Source organism: Isoptericola jiangsuensis (genome assembly GCF_002563715.1).
Lineage (GTDB): Bacteria > Actinomycetota > Actinomycetes > Actinomycetales > Cellulomonadaceae > Isoptericola > Isoptericola jiangsuensis.
Window position 1 is genome coordinate 2,251,514 of sequence record NZ_PDJJ01000001.1, and the last position, 17,222, is coordinate 2,268,735.

A 17,222-nucleotide genomic window follows, 5' to 3' on the forward strand; every position below is an offset into this window, starting at 1 on the left:
GCCGCGCGCCTGCTCACGAGGTGGCCTCGTTCTCGTCGGCGTCGTCGCCCCAGGTCGGGTCCACGTCGTCGACCCCGTGGCCCTCGAGATAGGAGAACGCCTCGGCCCCCTGGCACAGACGGCGGATCTTGGCCTCGGCCAGGACCTCGCCACGGAAGATGCGCACGTTGTCGATCAGCCCGTCCCAGTAATTCGACGGACTGCCACCGATGAAGCCCCGTCCTACGACGAACCGGCCAGGCGACGCCGGAAGGTTCGCCGTCATCGAGGCCACACTCACGACCGGCTCGCCGACCGCAGGCGCATTAGGAGTGCCCGCATCGCACACGTACAACCGCAACTTGCCCTCGGGCTTGTCGTACTCGCCCAGCAGGTGCACCCACTGCCCGAGCTGCACCGGCACCTTCGACATCGTGTATGTCGTGGCGTTCGTCGTCACGTCACGGTTGACGCCGAACGCCCAGCACCCGGCCTCGACGGTCGGACAGCCGCTCGGCCGGTAGCCGAGCCGGAAGCCGTTGTACAGCGGCGCCTCCTGCGACAGCGCGGTGTACCAACCGGTGCGCGCTGCGTCCGCGTCGAGCTTGACGTGTGCCGAAACGACGAACGACGCGGTGGTATCGATCACGGGCGCCTCCGACCAAGCGATCTTCTTGTCCCGGGCCACCAGCGCCGAGTCGCCGTCCCGCGCGCCGAACTCCTGGTGGGGCCCCGCCGCGAACAGCACGCCTGTCTCCGAGAGCGTCAGCTGCCCGGCTGAAAGGAACTCACCGCGCTCGGCATCGAACACCGCGGTGTCCTGGCCGCGGTTGTCCGAGTCATCGAAGGTCCACACGCCGTCTTCCCGCGCAGCGGCAACATCGAACTCGTACTCGGCGTCCGAAGTCAGGTTGGACTTGTCAGCGACCTTGGCGTAGAGGAACTTGGGGCCCGTCCCCCCAGGACTGGCGCACACGGTCGTGCGCCGTGTCGAGTCCAGCGTCACCTTGGTGGTGTTGGTCCGTGTCGCGTAGCCCCACCACACGGTGGTCGAATCGGTCGACGGAGCGTAGATCTCGAAGCATCCGGTCAGCCCGAGGCCACCGCGTTCTTTGTCCGTCTCGTAGAAGGCCTCAGCGTCCGGATGATCGCGTACCGGTGTAATCACCGGTGCGGCAGGTGCCGAGTTGTCGACACGGAAGTAGCAGGCCTTCGAGTCCCCGTAGCCAACGCTCCTGCCGCTCTTGTCCTTGATCTGCGCTCGCCACCGGTAGGTGACGCCGTTCGAGAGTTCCTTGCCCTCCGGCACGCGCAGCGTGAACCGGACTCCACTGCCATCCGGTGGCGTCTGCCAGTCCTGCCAGGCGGACTCCCAGACCCAGTCACCGGTGGCGTGGTTGACCACCACGAACTGCACGCTCACGGGCTGCTTCTCCGGGTCATTGCCCACCACCGAGAGGATGGGCCGCAGCCACCGTGAGGTCCGGGGCGCCGAAGAGCTCTCACTGCAGCCGACGTTCGCGCCATCGACCAGCGTTTGGTGGCCATAGGGCGCCGCCGGCGCTCGGCTGTACTCCACGGAGAACCGGGCGTCGTACCGCAGTTTCTTCCACGAAACCATGTCGGTGTTCGAACTGCTCCGGATACCGAGGTTGATGCCCGACCAGCCGTTCGAGGCGATGAGGTCACCCACCTCGGTTGCGTCCCACTCCGTCCAATGCGCCCCACCGCACGACGAGGAGTAGTAGGCGTCGTCGACTGCGCTGATGCGGAACGACGAGTCCCAAAGACCCGCATGGTTCGACCAGGTGGTCGACGAGCTGATCGCCGGCGTCCGGTACAGCTGCATCGTGGTCTTGGTGCAGCTGAAGGAATGGGTACCGTACGCACGGAACGTGGCACCGAGGACGTCGGCCGGATCGAGGTCACCGATGAAGGACAGGCCGGAGAACTTCCACACCAGGCGTTGAACGTTCGAGCGGTCGCACGCCGGATCACGGGACACGTCGCAGAACCCCACGCCCGCCGACCCCGCGAACTTCCATCCCGTCGCGCTCGTCGGCCATGCCTGCTTCAGCACCGTCCACCCGCTCCGACTGCCTGACACCGCAGGATCGACGAACATCGGGAAGTTCCCTTCCGGGTCCGTCACCATCTCTTCGTCCGCGCGGATGACCGCGCTGTGGCCGTCCTCAGCGATGACCGCATCGAGTGCTACCGCCGCCACGCCGGACTGCTCGACCAGCAACTCGTCAGGCACCGACTCCTCTGAGAGCAGCTCGTCACGGCTGTTCGTCTGACCACTCTGCGTCGTCCGTGCCAGATCCTTCGACCCGCTCGAACCAACGGTGGCCGTGCCCGACTCCCACTGCCACCCTGGCGAGCCGCTGAAGGTCAACTCGCCTGCCTGATCGAGCGCGTAGAAGCCCGTGGGGCCCGAGGACTCGACCGAGGCTTCACCAGCTGTCGTGCGGGAGGCACTCGCCGCGGGAGCTGGGCCGCCCGCCTCGCTGGGATCCTCCCAGGCGCCGTCCGGCGTTCCGTCCTCAGGAATCGGATCGGGTGCCATGCCATCGTCCTCGGGTGCCTGATCCGACAGGACCAGGCCGCCTGAGACACCGACATGGAATCCCAGACCGGCTTCGCCAGTGGCCTCCACCAGTCCGGCGCCCGCCGCAGCATCGGCGACCCTCAGCACCGGAGTGAAGCCGGTCGCATCCGGCTGGATCATCACGACCAGGTCCGCTCCAGCAATCGGCTGCCCGTCCGGCCCGGTCACGGGGTACACCACACGAGTCGCATCCTTGGGATCGAGCGCCGGTTCACCGAGCCCGAGAGGGTCGGGCAGGCTCATCGACAACGCCTGCTCGTCCGACCGGATCGTCATGAACGGATCGCCGCCAGCCACCACGCCGGCCAGATCCATGTCGAACACCGGCGAAGTGACACTTGGGACCCCGTCGCCGTCCAACATGATCGTCGCGTCGGTCGGCTCCCAGGCACCCCCAAGATCAGTCCGCACGGCTCCGGACGAGGCGTCCGCCCTGATGGTCTGGCGCGGCGTCGCCCAGAACGTGTCGTACTCAGTCCGCAGCGACTCGATCTCGATGTCCTTGTCGCACGCCTCGGCCAGCGCGAACGCCTCGGACTCCGTACGCACCGAGGACACGCCACACTCGATCGAACCATCGTCCGCTGTCAGGAACGCGCTGGCCGCGACGACACCTCCGGAGACGAGGGACAGCGCAGCCACGCCGACAATCAGATTGCTGCCACCGGCCCCGATCCGTACCGCCATCGAACGTCCTCTCACACCCGCCCGACGCCACTCCCAGCGACAGGACAACGCACAAGAACATATGAGACATACGTGCCCAAGAGAACGAAACAGCCGATGAACGGCAGATGCACTTCTGCCAACCGAACGGTGCAGCACCCACGATTCACCCCGACCCGCCCGTGTCCAACGCGGCAGGGATGACCCACGCACTCGTCCGCACCCGCACAACCCACCCCGGCCGGGCTCCTACGACCCGGACGGCACATGTGCGAGCCCTCCCGGGAAGACGCGAGCCTTGGTGCGGAGACACCGAAGAGGTCAGTGAGGAATCGGAGGGCTCGCCGCGCGCGGTTTGACGGTACCGCGGTCGCACACGACAGCCGGCGGCCATCGGCCGCGCGGCGTTCACCCAGGTCAGAACCGGTTCAGGACGACCGAGACAACGGTGACGGTCGAGCTCAGTCCCTTGCCCCACGCAACCACGTCGAGCCCTACGGAACGCTCCCCCACCCACCCAGATCGCGGGAGATAGACCAGCAGATAGACCAGCAGCGCTCGAAGGGGCAGAACGAAAGGCCCTCCGATCCAGCATTTCTGCTGGTCAGAGGGCCTTTCTGCGGTGGGCGATACTGGGATCGAACCAGTGACCTCTTCGGTGTGAACGAAGCGCGCTACCCCTGCGCCAATCGCCCCGGGTGCGAGGTAGATAGTAGTCACGGATCCGCCCAGGTTCCAAACCGGACGCGCGCGACGTGTCCCACACCCCCGCCCGGAGGCGGACTCGAACGTCCCAGGTCAGGGGTCGAGGCGCTCGCGGCAGTTCTTCTCGAACACCTCGCGGACCGCGAGCGTGACCTCGCCGGCCGCGACGGGCGCGCCGTCGAGCCACGTCACGGGCTGGACGTTGCGCCCGGAGGAGGTGAGAGCGAGCTGCGCGCGGCCGGCGGTGACGTCGTCGAGCACGGTGAAGGGCAGCTCGTCGACGCCTGCCTCGCGCACCGGCAGGCCGGCCTCGGCGCCCCACTCGAGCACGAGGGCACGCGTGATGCCGGCGAGGCAGCCGGACTCCAGGGTCGGCGTGAGGAGCTCGCCGTCACGCTCGACGAACACGTTGGAGCCCGTGCCCTCGCAGAGCGCGCCGACGGTGTTGGGCAGGATCGACTCGTCGGCGCCCTTGGCCTTCGCGTCGGCGAGCGCCACGACGTTCTCCGCGTACGAGGTGGTCTTGAGCCCGGCGATCGGGGACCGTTCGTTGCGCGGCCACGGGGAGCGCGCCGAGTGCGACGTGGGGGTCATGGCGCCGTCCTGCGCGGCCACGACGACGGTCTGCGCGCCCGCGACGCGTCCCGAGCCGAGCGGTCCCACGCCGGCGGTGACGGTGATGCGCAGCCGTCCGTCGAACGGGCCGGCCTCGCGTGTGGCGGCGTCGAGGACCGCGGCGACGCCGTCGCGGACCTTGCCCGCGTCGGGGGCGTCGAGGCCGAGGCCTCGTGCGGAGCGTTCGAGGCGGGCGAGGTGCCGCGTGAGGGCGAACACCTGCCCGTCGAACACGGTGCACGTCTCGAAGACGCCGTCCCCCACGGTGATGCCGTGGTCGACCGCGCTCAGCGCGGCCTCGTCGGACCCGACCAGTCGGCCTTCGGCCCAGATCACGAGAGTCATGGGCCTCAGTCTGCCCGACGCCGGTAGGTGAGGTGCGTCACCTCGGGTGTCCAGCGCGCCCCGGCGGGGTCGAGGTCGAGCCGGCCGACGCCGTCGAACAGCCGGGTCCCGCCCGGGACGGCGAGCACGACGGGCACGACGTGGATCCGCAGCTCGTCGACGATGCCGGCACGCAGGCACTGGTTGACCAGGTCGGTGCCGCCCGCCACGGAGACGGGGCGCTCGCCGGCGGCGAGGCGTGCCCGGGTCATCGCCTCGACGAGTCCGTCGGTGACGAACGTGAACGTGGTCTCCCCCATCTCGAGGGGTTCGCGCGCGTGGTGGGTGAGGACGAAGACGGGCGCCCGGTAGGGCGGCTCCTCGCCCCACCACCCGCGCCACGCGGGGTCCCAGGGGCCGGTGTCGGGCGAGAACATGCCCCGCCCCATGACGTAGGCGTCGGCGTCGAGGATGCCTGCGATCTCGTCCTCGTGGTTCGCGGCGTGGTCGAACATCCAGGAGTGCAGCACCTCGCCGGTGCCGACGACGTCGCCGAAGGGGCGTTCGCGGGTGGGGTTCGGCCCGGCGGCGTATCCGTCGAGCGACACGGTGAGGTCACAGGTGACGATGCTCATGCCGGTCCGACCGTCGCGGTGGGCGGGACTCATCGGCCGCGACCGGCGGGTGGCTCACGGACGGTAGGTGCCGAGGCTCCAGAGGTTGCCCTCGGGGTCGGCGACGGTGGCGGTCCGTCCGCCGTAGTCCTGCTCGCGCGGCGCCAGGAGGGGCCGGCCGCCCGCTTCGACGGCGGCGACGTACACGGCGTCGAGGTCGTCGACGACCAGGTAGGCGGCGCCCGTGCCGGAGCGTTGCGGCCAGTCGGGGTTGTCGCGGACGGGTCCGAGCATGAGCCCGCCGCCGCCGGGCGCGTCGAGCTCGGCGTGCACGACGGCGTGGGGCGGGTCGGGCGAGCGGTGCACGGCACGCTCGACGAACCCGAGCGAGCGGAGCCAGGAGAGGGCGGCGTCCGGGTCGCGGTACCTGAGGGTGAGCCACAGCGCTGTCGTCATGCGGACCTCCGTCGTGGGCGGGGCGCGGGAGGTGCTCCCGCGCGCGACCCCGAGGGCGGTGCCGGTGGCGGCCCCCGGGGCGGGGTCACCCGTCCACGGTAGCCCCGCCGGGGGCGACCTACCGGGTGGAGGCGAGCCCGACCAGCCGGGCGGCCTTGAGCTCGGTCTCGTGCCACTCGGCGGCGGGGTCGGAGCCCCAGGTGATGCCCGCGCCCGTGCCGAAGCGCAGCACGCCGTCGGCCCACCAGAAGGTGCGGATGCCCACGGCGAGCTCGGCGCGGTCGCCGTCGACCCAGCCGACGGCGCCGCAGTAGGGGCCGCGCGGCGTGGGCTCGAGGTCGTCGATGATGCGCAGCGCCGACGACTTGGGCGCGCCGGAGACCGAGCCGGGCGGGAACGTCGCGGCGAGCACGCGCCGCCAGCGGTCGGGGGCGGCGGCGACCTCGGGGGCGAGCCGCCCGTGCACGCGGGAGACGAGGTGGACGAGCCCGGGGTGCTCCTCGACACCGAGGAGGTCGGTGACGGCGACGGTGCCCGGCGCGCACACCTGTTGCAGGTCGTTGCGCACGAGGTCGGTGATCATGACGTTCTCGGCCCGGTCCTTGGGCGTGAGGCCGTCGGCGGTTGGTGCCGTGCCCTTGATGGGCCCGGAGCCGAGCCGGCCCGCGTCGAGGGACAGGTAGAGCTCGGGCGAGGCGGACACGACCCAGACGGGGTCGACGCCCGTGCTCGCCGGGACGTGGACGGCGGAGGCGTGCGGGGCCGGGTTCCCCGCGGCGAGCCGCGCGGCCAGCGCGGCGGCGTCGGGCTCGACGTCCGGCGCCCCGCCGGTCAGCGGGGCGCCGAGGACGCGACAGACGTTGACCTGGTAGACGGTGCCCTCGCGCACGTGCTCGCGGACCCGTGCGACGGCGGCCTCGTAGGCGGCCCGGTCGAGGGAGCTGTGCCAGTCCTGGGGGCGCGGGCCGCGCCACGGGCCCGCGACGGGGGGACGGGCCTCGTCGACGGCGTGCGCGAAGCGCCACGCACGGGCCCGCCCCCCGCGCCCGTACGCCTCGAAGTCGACGACGACGAACCACGGTCCGGGCTCCGCGAGCCGCTCCGGGTGGACGGTGAGGTCCACGCACTCCACGACGTCGGTGGCGAGTCGGCCGCCGAAGGAGGCCCAGGAGGTCGGGGGAAGCACGGCGCAACGCTATGCCAGCGGCCGGCCGCGGGGCGATTGGACGGATTCGTCATCGGTCCACTAATGTTCTGTTCGCGCCGGAACGCAGGGGGAAGCCCCGAGCAGGCCGGTCGCGCGGATGTAGCTCAGTTGGTAGAGCACCACCTTGCCAAGGTGGATGTCGCGAGTTCGAGTCTCGTCATCCGCTCGGAGGCCCGTTCCCCGGCCGTCTCGGAGACGAGGCCCGGCGAGCACGTCTCTCAAGGTGGTGGGTTGGCCGAGAGGCGAGGCAGCGGCCTGCAAAGCCGTATACACGGGTTCGAATCCCGTACCCACCTCGGGCGATTGGCGCAGCGGTAGCGCGCTTCCCTGACACGGAAGAGGTCACTGGTTCGATCCCAGTATCGCCCACCAGCACGTGAAGGTCCCTGGTCTGCGCAAGCAGGTCAGGGACCTTTGTCGTTCCCGCGCACCCCTCGCCCACGCCACCTCTCCCGTCGCCCGCGCGACGACCAGGGATCGCCGCCTGTGCCGCGCTCGTGGACCCACTGGCTTCGTTCAATACCCCCGGGGGTATCAGGTAGGCTGCCTCGCGACGGGCGCCACGGCCCGTCCCGACGGCGAGGAGATCACGATGAGCAGGACGAGGACGACCCTGGGCACGGCGCTGGCACTGACGGGAGCCCTGGCGCTCGCGGGGTGCGCGGACACCGGGACGGCGGACACCCCCCTGGACCCCGACGCCGTCGTCATCGACGTGCGCACGCCCGCCGAGTACGCCGAGGGCCACCTGGAGGGCGCGCTGAACATCGACGTGCAGTCCGCCGACGCCGTCGCGCGGTTCGACGAGCTCGACCCGACCGGCACCTACGTCGTGTACTGCCGCTCCGGCAACCGCGCGGAGGCCGCGCTCGACCTCCTCACCACGCAGGGCTTCGACGACGTCACCAACGCCGGGAGCCTCCGGCAGGCCGCCACGGCGACCGGCCTCGACGTCGTGGGGTGACCAGCCCCCCTGCGGTCGGAGGCGGCGCGGCGTAGCGTCGAGGGCATGTGCCGCAACATCACCACCCTGCGAGGCCTCGAACCGCCGGCCACCGGTGAGGAGATCGAGGCCGCCGCCGCGCAGTTCGTCAAGAAGGTGACGGGCGTGGCCTACGACGCCGCCCCCGCCACACGCGAGCCCTGCGAGGCCGCCGCCGCGCAGATCGCCGCGATCGTCACCGACCTGCTCGCCGAGCTCCCCGCCCGGCGCAACCCGCCGCCGACCGTGCCGCCGCTGCGCCGGCCCGAGGTGCAGGAACGGATCGCGGCCCGCGAGGCCGCCCACCGCGCCGCGCACGAGGCCGGCCGGGAGCACGGTCACGACCACTCCCACGAGACCTACCGGAGGGCCGCCGCGTCGTGACCGGCGGGCAGAGGCGCAGGTCACACCGGACGCGATTGGACCTCCGGGCCCCGGGTCAAGTAATGTTCACCAGGCGCCGGAACGCAGGGCAGAAGCCCGAAGGACCGGTCGCGCGGATGTAGCTCAGTTGGTAGAGCACCACCTTGCCAAGGTGGATGTCGCGAGTTCGAGTCTCGTCATCCGCTCCACGGGCGATTGGCGCAGCGGTAGCGCGCTTCCCTGACACGGAAGAGGTCACTGGTTCGATCCCAGTATCGCCCACCACGAGCAAGGCCCCGGAGGATGCCCTCCGGGGCCTTCTGCTTTCCCTGCAGGCCCCTCGCACGGGCCTCGCGGCGCGGCGGGTAGGCTCCTGCCTGATGACCACGACTCCCGACGGCCACCCCGCCGTGTCCGCGGCGATGCACGAGGCGAAGAACCGTGCGCGCGCCGCGCACGTCACCGTGGGCCAGGTGCGACACCTCGACGACGGCCGGGTGGAGATCGACTGCTCGTGCGGGATGGTGCTCACCAACGGCCCGCAGTGGTCGCTGGACGAGCACATCCGCCTGCACCGGGCCGAGGCCCGCTACGTGGCGCTCAGCGAGGTGGCGCCGGCCGGGATGCCGCGCCTCATCGCCGTCGGCGCGGACCGTCTGCCGCGCTGACGGTCTTCCCCCGCCGGCTCAGAGCTCGTCGGGGTCGTCCCACGAGTGGCCGCTGGAGGCTCCCTCGATGGGTCGCCGCTCGCTCTGCGACAACGAGGTCGGCGCCTTGGTCGCGTCTCCCCCGGTGCGCGGGTCCCCGTGCGGGTCTTCCGCCGACCGGCGTCGGGGCGCGATCCGCGCCTGCGAGGCGATCGACTCGTCCAGGAGCGACCGTGCCCGGGTGGGGCCGGCGTCCTTGCTGTCCGTGATCATGGCCCACATCTACCAGGGTGCGGCGCGTCGCGCCTGTGCTTGGCACAGTATTTTCCGGACGAACACGCCCTCGTCATGATTCCGGCACCCCGCCGGCACGCCGCGCGGGGACGACGCCGCCACGCCCCGGTCACCCGACGCGGCCCCACCGCCCGAGGGCTAGGGTGTGCCACGTGACCGACGCCGATCCGGCCCACGAGGCAGGGGTCGTCGCCGGGACCCCTGCTCCGGGGCCACGCCCCCGGGACTCGTGGCCCGGACGCCGACCGATGGTCTGGGCCCCCCGCGCGCACACCGTCGAGGTCGTGCTGCCCCAACCCTCCGGACCCGCCACCCGCCTCCCCCTGCGGCTGGTGGGCGCGCACGAGCCCGGGTACTGGCGCGCGGACGCCGAGCTCCCCGTCGGCACCGACTACGCGTTCTCCGTCGACGGCCGCGCACCGGTGCCCGACCCCTGCAGCACCTCGCTGCCCGCGGGCATCCACGGCCCCAGCCGCGTCCTCGACGAGGACTTCACCTGGACCGACGACGCCTGGACCGGCGCCCACCTCTCCCGCGGCGTGCTGCTCCACCTCGACGTCACCCGCGCGACCCCCCAGGGCGACCTCGACGCCGCCGCCGCCCTGCTGCCCGAGGCCGCCGCGCTCGGCGTCGACGCCGTCGAGCTCGCCCCCGTCGCGCAGTTCGACCCCGCGCTCGGTCCGGCCGCGGGCGTCCGCCTGTTCGCCGTCCACGCACCCTACGGCGGCCCCGCCGCGCTGCAACGGTTCGTCGACACCGCCCACGGTGCCGGCCTGGCCGTGGTCCTGGACCTGCCCCACCGGTGGGCCGTCGCCGACGGGCTCGGCCTGCACGCGTTCGGCCCCTACGCCAACGGCGCGCGGATCGGTGCGCGGGCCGGGAGCCCGACCGACGCCGACACCCCGCGCGTCAACCTCGACGGCTCCGGGTCGCGCGGCCCCCGGGACTTCCTCGTCGCCGACGCCCGGCGCTGGCTCACGACGTTCCACGTCGACGGGCTGCTGCTCGACCTCGACGTCCTGGTCGACCGCTCCGCCGCCCCGTTCCTCGGCGAGCTCGCCGAGGCCGTGCAGGCGACCGGCGCGGAGACGGGACGCCACGGCGCCCTGCTCACCGACGGCCGCGGCATGAGCGACCGGCTCACCACGCTGGTGCGAGGCCTGCTGGACGGCCGGCTCTCCGACCCGTCCGGCCTGCTCAAGCAGCTCTCCGCCGACGTCGCCAACGTCGGTGCCCCGCCCCGGGACGCCCCGGTGGGGCTGCGCCGCGCCTACCGGGCCACGCAGCGGTCCGGCCCCGTCCTGGTGGGCGAGCTGTCACGCCTGCCCGCGGCGGCGCGCGCCCTGCCCTGGGCCGTCGACACGGACCCGGACCGCGACCCGGACCCTGACGGCGACGAACGGGCCATCATGCTGGCCGTCGTCCTGCTGGCGGGCACGGCCGTGGTGCTGGACACCGAGCACGTGCCGCTCGGCTGCCCGGAACCGACGTCGCGACGCCTGCGGGCCTGGACGCGCACCCTGCTGACCCTGCGGTCCGCCGTCCTCGACGACGTCGACGTCGACGTGGAGGTCACGGCGGAGGACGACGTGGTGGTCGTGCGGCGCGGCCGCTCGGCCCTGCTGCTGACCCTCGCTCCGGGCGAGCACCGCGTGGACCTCGGCCGCCGGCTCGCGACCTCGTCGACGACGTGGCGCGTCGCGGCGGCCTGGGACCAGGAGCGGACCGAGGTGCTGGCCGGGCGGCTGCACGTGCCCGGACGGTCCGCCGTCGTCCTGCGGGAGGACCCCACCGACGTCCTGTGATCAGACGTCGGCGAGCGCGCGGCCGTCCTGCGCGAGCGCACCGAGGCGCGACAGGGCGCGGTAGTACTTCTTGCGGTACCCGCCGCGCAGCATCTCGGGCGTGAACAGCGCGCGCTGGTCGGCGCCGTCGACGCCGGCCAGGAGCACCGGGACGTCCCGGTCGTAGAGGCGGTCGACCAGCACGACGAGACGCAGCGCGACCTCCTGGCGCGTCACCGGGCCGAACCCGGTGAGCCCGACCAGGCGGACGCCGTCGAGCAGGGCGCCGTACCGGCTGGGGTGGACGGTCGCGAGGTGCGCCAGCAGGTCGCCGAAGTCGTCGAGGACGGCCCCGGGGGTGCTCGCCACGACGGAACGCACGGTGGCCACCGGCAGCGGCTCGGAGTCCGTGACGACCGCGCGGTGCCGGTAGTCGTCGCCGTCGACGCGCAGCACCTCGAACCGGGCGGCGAGCGCCTGGATCTCCCGCAGGAAGTCCTCGGCGGCGAACCGTCCCTCCCCCAGCGCGTCGGGCAGGGTGTTCGACGTGGCGGCCAGCGCGACCCCGCGGTCCGCGAGCTCGCGCAGCAGTCGCGACATCAGCACGGTGTCGCCCGGGTCGTCGAGCTCGAACTCGTCGATGCACACCAGGCGGCGGGTGGCGAGCGCCTCCACCGTCGGCAGGAACCCGAGGGCCCCCACGAGGTTCGTGTACTCCACGAACGTGCCGTAGGCGGCGCTGCCGGGACCGAGGGCCTCGTTCACGGCGTGCGTGAGGGAGGTGAGCAGGTGGGTCTTGCCGACGCCGAACCCGCCGTCCATGTACACCGCGGGCACGGACCGGCGGCGGCCGAGCAGGGCGCGCAGGCCCGACGGGGCGGGTGCCGCGATCTCGGCGGCGACCTCCTGCAGGCGGGCGAGGGTGGCGGCCTGGCTGGGGTGGTCCGGGTTGGCCCGGTAGGTCGTGAACCGCGCGTCCGCGAAGTGCGGCGGCGGGACGAGGTCGGCGAGCAGCCGGTCGGTCGAGACGGTGGGGCGCACCGCCACCAGCGAGGCGGTGGCGGTCGAGTCCGGGGACTGCACGGCTGTCACGAGGGTCCAGCCTAAGCGCGCGGCGTAGCCTGTCGCCTGTGAGTTCCACCACCTCCCCCGACCTGCCCGCGCTGCACCTCCTGCGCCCCGACGTCGCCTCCGTCCCGCCCGCCACCGGCGAGCCGCGGCTCGCGGAGCTCTACCGCCCGACGGCCGGCCGGCACCTGCGCGTCAACATGGTGTCCACGGTCGACGGCGCCGCGTGGGGCGACGACGGGGTGTCGGCGTCGATCAACGACGCGGCAGACTGGCGCGTCTTCCGGGTGCTGCGCGCGCTCGCGGACGTCGTGCTCGTCGGGGCGGGCACGGCCCGGGCCGAGCAGTACACGCAGCTCGACCGGCCGCGCGACCTGGGGCACCTGCACCCGGGGCCGCTCGAGCTCGCGCTGGTCACCCGCCGGGGCGAGGTGCCGGACCGGCTGCTCGACGGCGGCCGCACGCCCTGGGTCCTCACGGGCGAGGAGGGTGCCGCGGCGGCGCGCGCCGCCGTCGGCGACCGGGCGGTCGTCGTGCCCGGCGCGACGACGGCGGTGGACCTCGCCGCCGGCCTGGAGGTGCTGGCCGGGGCGGGGCTGCGGCACGTGCTCGGCGAGGGCGGCCCGCACCTGCTGGGGTCGCTGCTGGAGGCCGGCCTGGTGGACGAGCTGTGCCTCACCACCACGCCGAACGTCGCGGGGCCGGGGCCGGGCCGGGTCGTGGCGCCGGTGCGGCACGGGCACGCGCCGGCCACCCACCTGCGCGACGCGACGCTGGGCCACCTGCTGGTCTCGGACGCCGGCACCCTGGTCGCCCGCTGGGAGCTGGCCCGCCGCGCCGGGTGACGCCTCGCACCGGTAGGGCGGGTGCCGTAGGTTGCTGACATGTCCGACACCGCTCTCACCGTCGTCGTCCTCACGGAGGACGCCCTGACCACCGCCGACGTGCAGCACATCACGTCGCTGCACCCCGACCAGGACGTCGCCTACCGCGTCCTCGTCCCGGCGGACACCGAGCACAACGTGATCTCCTCGGTGATGGACCACCTGGGCATGCTGGAGCTGCGCGCGGCGTGGCAGGAGCTCATCGGGCGGGAGCCGAGCCCGGAGGCCGCGACCCGGACCGCGGGCGAGCAGGTCGTCGAGTCCGTGGAGGCCCTGCGGGCCACGGGGGCGGTCGCCACCGGCGAGGTCACGCAGGACGACCCGCTGCCCACCCTCGCGGCGGCTGTCGCGGCGGGCGGCGACGAGGTCGTCGTGGTCACCTACCCGCACGCGGTCGAGGACACGTTCCACACCGACTGGGCGTCCCGCGCCCGCGAGGAGCTGAAGGTCCCGGTGCTGCACCTGTACGCGGGCACCTCCGAGCTCGGCTGAGGCGGAGGTGCAGCGGACGGTGGGAGCGAGGCACGAGCGCCCCGCCGACCGCGGAACCGCAGCCTCGGCCGACAGAAGGCTCGGCTGAGGCGGAGGTGCAGCGGACGGTGGGAGCGAGGCACGAGCGCCCCGCCGACCGCGGAACCGCAGCCTCGGCCGACACCGACACTGCTGAGGGGCCCGTCCCCTACCGGACGCGGTGCCCGGCGCGCCGCACGGTGGCGCGCACGAGCTCGTCCATGGAGTCGAGGAACGGCGGTTCGGCGAGCAGGTCGTGGTCGACGGCCGCCACCGACAGCTCGGTGCAGCCGAGGACGACGACGCCCGCGCCCCGCTCGACGAGGCGTCCGGCGACGGCGCGCAGGGTGGCGGGGTCGGACGGCAGGCCGGCCTTGACCTGGTCGTAGATGACCTCGTTGACGAGCGCCTGGTCCCCCTCGTCGGGGGTGACGACCTCGATGCCGTGCGCGGCGAACGCGTCCCGGTAGACGCCGGAGGCGACGGTCCCGGCGGTGGCGAGGAGGCCGACGGCGGTGGCGTCGGGGGCGCGGTCGCGGGCGGCGGCCACGGTGACGTCCACGATGGACACGAACGGCACGGTGATCGCGTCGAGCACCTGCTGGGTGAAGTAGTGCGCGGTGTTGCAGGGCATGACGAGGAAGCTGACGCCGAACGCCTCGAGCCGGGCGGCGTCGCGGGCGAGCACCGGGCCGGGGTCCGCGGCGGAGCGACCGAGCACGAAGTCGGTGCGGTCCGGGATCGTGGCGTGGTTGAGCACCACGAGGTCGACGTGGTCCTGGTCGCGGGCGGCGTCGGTGAGCTGGACGACGCGCTGCAGGAAGTACGCGGTGGCGAGGGGCCCGACGCCGCCGATCACTCCGACCGGCGGCGTCGGGACGGGGGCGTGCTCGCTCACGCCCGGCCCTTCCAGGCGAGGCGGCGGGCCTCGGCCAGGGGGTAGTGGCGCCCGTACTTGCGCCACTGGTTGAGCTGGGCGATCGCCAGGTAGGCGATGCGCCGCGGGTCGGTCTCGGCGCGGTACCACAGCGGGTTGGTGGACCGGCCGCGCCGGGCGAGCCGCTTGGCCTCGGCCCGCACCTGCGGGTCGGCGACGTAGCGGCGCAGCAGCGCCCCCGGCAGCACGGTGTACAGGTGCCGGGCGGTGAGCTCGCCGGTGGGCGACAGCTCGGCGTCGGACCCGAGGACGGCCCGCGGGTCGGGGTCGAGGCCGCGCAGGTGCTCGTGGACGTAGAACTTCACCGCGTTGGCGCCGGCGGCGGTGATGTAGAAGTTCGAGCGTCCGAGGCGCGGGTTGAGCTCGAAGAACACGTAGCGGCCGTCGCGCGGGTCGTACTTCAGGTCGAAGTTGGCGAACCCGGTCCATCCGACGTGCTCGAGCAGGCGGGTGGCCTGCTCGACGACCTCGGCCTGGGTCTGCGTGATGATCCCTGCGGGGTTCCCGAGCGCGCCCGGGGTGTGCTCCTCGAGGAGCACGTGCCCGAACGCGGAGAACCGCACCTTGCCGGACGCGTCCGAGTAGCAGGTGAGGATCCGCATGCCGGAGTCGTCGCCCGGGATGTAGTCCTGGATGACGAACGCCCCGGCGTACCCGGCGACGCGCACCCGCTCCATGAGCTCGACGAGCTCGGCGCGGGTGTCCACGAGGAACACCTTCTTCTTCCCGGCGAACTCGACGTCGTGGTAGGCGGCCGTGCTGGCGGCCTTCGCGATGACGGGGAACGTCAGGCCGGAGGTGTCGGGCTCGCCGCCGGCGGCGACGTCGTGGACCACCGTGGTGGGGTGCGCGAGCCCGAGCTCGGCGCACAGGTCCCCGAAGCCCTCCTTGTCGGTGAGCTGCAGCAGCAGGTCCTCGCCGACGTACGGGATCGTGTACCGGTCCTCGAGGTGGTGGCGGTTCTGCACGAGGGTGCGCACCAGCCAGTCCGCGGACCCGACGGCGACGAGGTCGGCGTCGGGGTGCTGGTCGGCGATCGTGCGCAGGCGCGCCACGATCGCGGCCGGGTCGTCGATGGCGGGCTCGGCCACGTGGTGCAGGATCCGCGAGTGCCGCACGAGCCCGGTCGACATGCCGGACACGACGACCGGCTTGACGCCGTACGCCTCGTGGAAGGCCCGGGCCAGGGAGTAGGCGCCGATGTCGCCGCCGAGGACGACGGGCTGCAGGCGGCGGGTCACCGGCTCCCCTTCCCTGCCGTGCGGCGGGCGGTGGCCTGCTGCGCGGCGGCGTAGTTCGCCTCGAGGGCGCTCGTCGGGTAGTAGCGGCGGTACTTGCGCACGTGGTTGACCAGCGCGGTGAGCACGTACAGGCGCCGGCGCGGCGAGGCGTCGGCGGCGTACCGCAGCGGGTGGACCGTGCGGCCGGTCCGCATGAGCCCGACGACGCGGGCGCGCAGCCCGGCGTCCAGCACGTACCGGCGCAGCAGGCGGTGCGGCACCACGCAGTACAGGACCTCGCGCGAGGCCGTGACGGGCTCGCGTCGTACGCCGCGGATCACATCGTCCACCAGCACCTCGGTCGGGTTCTGCCCGCCCGCGGTGAGGTAGTAGTTGTTGCGGCCGATGCGCGGGTTCTGCTCGAAGAACTTGAACACGCCGTCGCGCGGGTCGAGCTTGACGTCGAAGTTCGCGAAGCCGTGCCAGCCGGTGTGCTCGTTGATCCGCTGCGCGGCCTCGAGGATCTCGGTGATCGGCTCGACGATCATCGCGGACGGGTTGCCGCGCGCCGCCGGCGTGCGCTCCTCCAGGAGCACGCGCGCCGAGCAGCGCAGGGTCACGCGACCCGAGGTGTCGGTGTACGTCGTCACCGAGCGCATCTCGGTGTCGTCGCCCGGGATCATCTCCTGGACGAGGAACCGGCCCGTGAACCCGGCGCGGCGCAGCGAGCCCCACAGGCTGTCGAGCTCGTCGCGCGACGCGATCTCGTAGATCTTCTTCTTCCCGGCGAACTGCACGTCGTGGTAGTCCGCGCTGGAGGCGGGCTTCGCGATGACCGGGTAGTCGAACGCGACGGGCTGGGGGCGCCAGCCCTCGGCCTGCGCGTCGGCGAAGTCCTGGATGACGGTCGCCGGGGTGGGGATGCCGAGCTCGTCGCACACGGCGGAGAACTCGGCCTTGTCGCAGATGCGGTCGATGAGGTCGACGTCCGCGTACGGCAGCACGTACCCCGCGGCCTCCAGGGTGGCGCGGTGGTGCGCGAGGATGCGCACCACCCAGTCCATGTTGGACTGCAGGAGCAGCGGCTCGGTGTGCCCGGCGGCACGACGGTCCGCCGCGACCTTGCCGAGCGTCGTGACGATCTCGGCGGCGCTGGTGCCGGAGAGCACGGTGTCGATGAGCTGGGAGTGCGCGATCGGGCCGGGCTCGGCGAACGCCACGACGGTCGTCCGCTGGCCGAAGGCCTCGTGGAAGGACCGGGTCAGCGCGTACACGCCGATGTCCGACCCGACGATCACGGGGTGGAACTCGGGGCGGTCGGCCCCGGGCCCCGACTGGGCGGTGGTCACGGGTGCG

Annotated in this window: 16 protein-coding genes and 6 tRNA genes; 11 read left to right on the forward strand and 11 right to left on the reverse strand. The window is 72.8% G+C overall.

Annotation, left to right across the window (positions count from 1 at the left end):
* Nucleotides 1-13 precede the first annotated feature (13 nt).
* The 6 genes from ATJ88_RS10280 to ATJ88_RS10305 form a co-directional block, all read right to left on the reverse strand.
* On the reverse strand, nucleotides 14-3,277 hold the full coding sequence (locus ATJ88_RS10280; RefSeq protein WP_098463744.1) for a LamG domain-containing protein: 3,264 nt from the start codon (nucleotides 3,275-3,277) through the stop codon (nucleotides 14-16).
* Nucleotides 3,278-3,879: 602 nt separating this feature from the next.
* Nucleotides 3,880-3,951 (reverse strand) — tRNA-Val (locus tag ATJ88_RS10285).
* Nucleotides 3,952-4,054: 103 nt separating this feature from the next.
* Nucleotides 4,055-4,921, reverse strand: coding sequence for an aminotransferase class IV (locus ATJ88_RS10290; RefSeq protein ID WP_098463745.1), 867 nt, complete (start codon nucleotides 4,919-4,921; stop codon nucleotides 4,055-4,057).
* A gap of 5 nt (nucleotides 4,922-4,926) precedes the next feature.
* Nucleotides 4,927-5,535, reverse strand: coding sequence for a dihydrofolate reductase family protein (locus ATJ88_RS10295; protein ID WP_098463746.1), 609 nt, complete (start codon nucleotides 5,533-5,535; stop codon nucleotides 4,927-4,929).
* Between the two features lie 54 nt (nucleotides 5,536-5,589).
* The gene (locus ATJ88_RS10300) at nucleotides 5,590-5,970 is read right to left on the reverse strand and encodes a VOC family protein (protein WP_098463747.1); all 381 of its coding nucleotides are present in this window, start codon (nucleotides 5,968-5,970) and stop codon (nucleotides 5,590-5,592) included.
* A gap of 118 nt (nucleotides 5,971-6,088) precedes the next feature.
* Nucleotides 6,089-7,156 carry a chorismate-binding protein gene (locus tag ATJ88_RS10305; RefSeq protein WP_098463748.1) on the reverse strand — a complete coding sequence of 356 codons (1,068 nt, stop codon included), beginning with the start codon at nucleotides 7,154-7,156 and terminating at the stop codon, nucleotides 6,089-6,091.
* Between the two features lie 114 nt (nucleotides 7,157-7,270).
* Between ATJ88_RS10305 and ATJ88_RS10310 the strand changes: the two genes are divergently transcribed.
* From ATJ88_RS10310 to ATJ88_RS10345, 8 genes are all read left to right on the forward strand, one after another.
* A tRNA-Gly gene (locus ATJ88_RS10310) sits at nucleotides 7,271-7,343 on the forward strand.
* A gap of 59 nt (nucleotides 7,344-7,402) precedes the next feature.
* A tRNA-Cys gene (locus ATJ88_RS10315) sits at nucleotides 7,403-7,473 on the forward strand.
* A 1-nt stretch (nucleotide 7,474) separates the two neighbouring features.
* Nucleotides 7,475-7,549: transfer RNA gene (locus tag ATJ88_RS10320), tRNA-Val, on the forward strand.
* A gap of 220 nt (nucleotides 7,550-7,769) precedes the next feature.
* Nucleotides 7,770-8,141, forward strand: coding sequence for a rhodanese-like domain-containing protein (locus tag ATJ88_RS10325; protein ID WP_098463749.1), 372 nt, complete (start codon nucleotides 7,770-7,772; stop codon nucleotides 8,139-8,141).
* A 45-nt stretch (nucleotides 8,142-8,186) separates the two neighbouring features.
* Nucleotides 8,187-8,543 carry a DUF2277 domain-containing protein gene (locus tag ATJ88_RS10330; RefSeq protein ID WP_098463750.1) on the forward strand — a complete coding sequence of 119 codons (357 nt, stop codon included), beginning with the start codon at nucleotides 8,187-8,189 and terminating at the stop codon, nucleotides 8,541-8,543.
* Nucleotides 8,544-8,655: 112 nt separating this feature from the next.
* Nucleotides 8,656-8,731, forward strand: a tRNA-Gly gene (locus ATJ88_RS10335).
* A 1-nt stretch (nucleotide 8,732) separates the two neighbouring features.
* Nucleotides 8,733-8,807, forward strand: a tRNA-Val gene (locus ATJ88_RS10340).
* 95 nt (nucleotides 8,808-8,902) lie between these two features.
* Nucleotides 8,903-9,190, forward strand: coding sequence for a hypothetical protein (locus ATJ88_RS10345; RefSeq protein ID WP_245852337.1), 288 nt, complete (start codon nucleotides 8,903-8,905; stop codon nucleotides 9,188-9,190).
* 18 nt (nucleotides 9,191-9,208) lie between these two features.
* Here ATJ88_RS10345 and ATJ88_RS10350 read toward each other — a convergent pair whose 3' ends face one another.
* Nucleotides 9,209-9,442 carry a hypothetical protein gene (locus ATJ88_RS10350; RefSeq protein WP_098463752.1) on the reverse strand — a complete coding sequence of 78 codons (234 nt, stop codon included), beginning with the start codon at nucleotides 9,440-9,442 and terminating at the stop codon, nucleotides 9,209-9,211.
* Between the two features lie 305 nt (nucleotides 9,443-9,747).
* On the opposite strand from ATJ88_RS10350, the gene ATJ88_RS10355 reads away from it, so the two are divergent.
* Nucleotides 9,748-11,268: an alpha-amylase family protein gene (locus ATJ88_RS10355; protein WP_141538653.1), complete on the forward strand. Its 1,521-nt coding sequence runs from the start codon at nucleotides 9,748-9,750 to the stop codon at nucleotides 11,266-11,268.
* Here the strand turns inward: ATJ88_RS10355 and zapE are convergent, their stop codons facing one another.
* Nucleotides 11,269-12,339: a cell division protein ZapE gene (gene zapE / locus ATJ88_RS10360; protein ID WP_098463754.1), complete on the reverse strand. Its 1,071-nt coding sequence runs from the start codon at nucleotides 12,337-12,339 to the stop codon at nucleotides 11,269-11,271.
* A 38-nt stretch (nucleotides 12,340-12,377) separates the two neighbouring features.
* On the opposite strand from zapE, the gene ATJ88_RS10365 reads away from it, so the two are divergent.
* Together ATJ88_RS10365 and ATJ88_RS10370 are read left to right on the forward strand one after the other, a co-directional pair.
* Complete coding sequence (locus tag ATJ88_RS10365) at nucleotides 12,378-13,160, forward strand: dihydrofolate reductase family protein (protein ID WP_245852339.1); 783 nt, start codon at nucleotides 12,378-12,380, stop codon at nucleotides 13,158-13,160.
* Between the two features lie 39 nt (nucleotides 13,161-13,199).
* Entirely contained in the window at nucleotides 13,200-13,691 is a 492-nt protein-coding gene (locus ATJ88_RS10370; RefSeq protein ID WP_098463755.1) for a hypothetical protein, read from the forward strand.
* A gap of 187 nt (nucleotides 13,692-13,878) precedes the next feature.
* On the opposite strand, the gene cuyB is transcribed toward ATJ88_RS10370, so the two are convergent.
* Genes cuyB through ATJ88_RS10385 form a run of 3 tightly spaced genes read right to left on the reverse strand, consistent with a single transcriptional unit; the run spans nucleotide 13,879 to nucleotide 17,215 of the window.
* The gene (gene cuyB, locus ATJ88_RS10375; protein ID WP_098463756.1) at nucleotides 13,879-14,607 is read right to left on the reverse strand and encodes a cysteate racemase; all 729 of its coding nucleotides are present in this window, start codon (nucleotides 14,605-14,607) and stop codon (nucleotides 13,879-13,881) included.
* Complete coding sequence (locus ATJ88_RS10380) at nucleotides 14,604-15,887, reverse strand: carboxylate--amine ligase (RefSeq protein WP_098463757.1); 1,284 nt, start codon at nucleotides 15,885-15,887, stop codon at nucleotides 14,604-14,606. The genes cuyB and ATJ88_RS10380 overlap by 4 nt, the downstream gene beginning before the upstream one ends.
* A complete protein-coding gene (locus ATJ88_RS10385) occupies nucleotides 15,884-17,215 on the reverse strand; it encodes a carboxylate--amine ligase (protein ID WP_098463758.1) in 1,332 nt (443 codons plus the stop codon). Before ATJ88_RS10385 ends, ATJ88_RS10380 begins: the two co-directional genes overlap by 4 nt.
* Nucleotides 17,216-17,222: the final 7 nt, after the last annotated feature.

Coding starts and splice junctions, on each gene's coding strand:
- ATJ88_RS10345 (WP_245852337.1), top strand. CDS start 8,903: ATGACCACGACTCCCGACGGCCACCCCGCCGTGTCCGCGGCGATGCAC.
- ATJ88_RS10290 (WP_098463745.1), bottom strand. CDS start 4,921: ATGACTCTCGTGATCTGGGCCGAAGGCCGACTGGTCGGGTCCGACGAG.
- ATJ88_RS10330 (WP_098463750.1), top strand. CDS start 8,187: ATGTGCCGCAACATCACCACCCTGCGAGGCCTCGAACCGCCGGCCACC.
- ATJ88_RS10370 (WP_098463755.1), top strand. CDS start 13,200: ATGTCCGACACCGCTCTCACCGTCGTCGTCCTCACGGAGGACGCCCTG.
- ATJ88_RS10325 (WP_098463749.1), top strand. CDS start 7,770: ATGAGCAGGACGAGGACGACCCTGGGCACGGCGCTGGCACTGACGGGA.
- ATJ88_RS10350 (WP_098463752.1), bottom strand. CDS start 9,442: ATGATCACGGACAGCAAGGACGCCGGCCCCACCCGGGCACGGTCGCTC.
- ATJ88_RS10300 (WP_098463747.1), bottom strand. CDS start 5,970: ATGACGACAGCGCTGTGGCTCACCCTCAGGTACCGCGACCCGGACGCC.
- ATJ88_RS10280 (WP_098463744.1), bottom strand. CDS start 3,277: ATGGCGGTACGGATCGGGGCCGGTGGCAGCAATCTGATTGTCGGCGTG.
- ATJ88_RS10295 (WP_098463746.1), bottom strand. CDS start 5,535: ATGAGCATCGTCACCTGTGACCTCACCGTGTCGCTCGACGGATACGCC.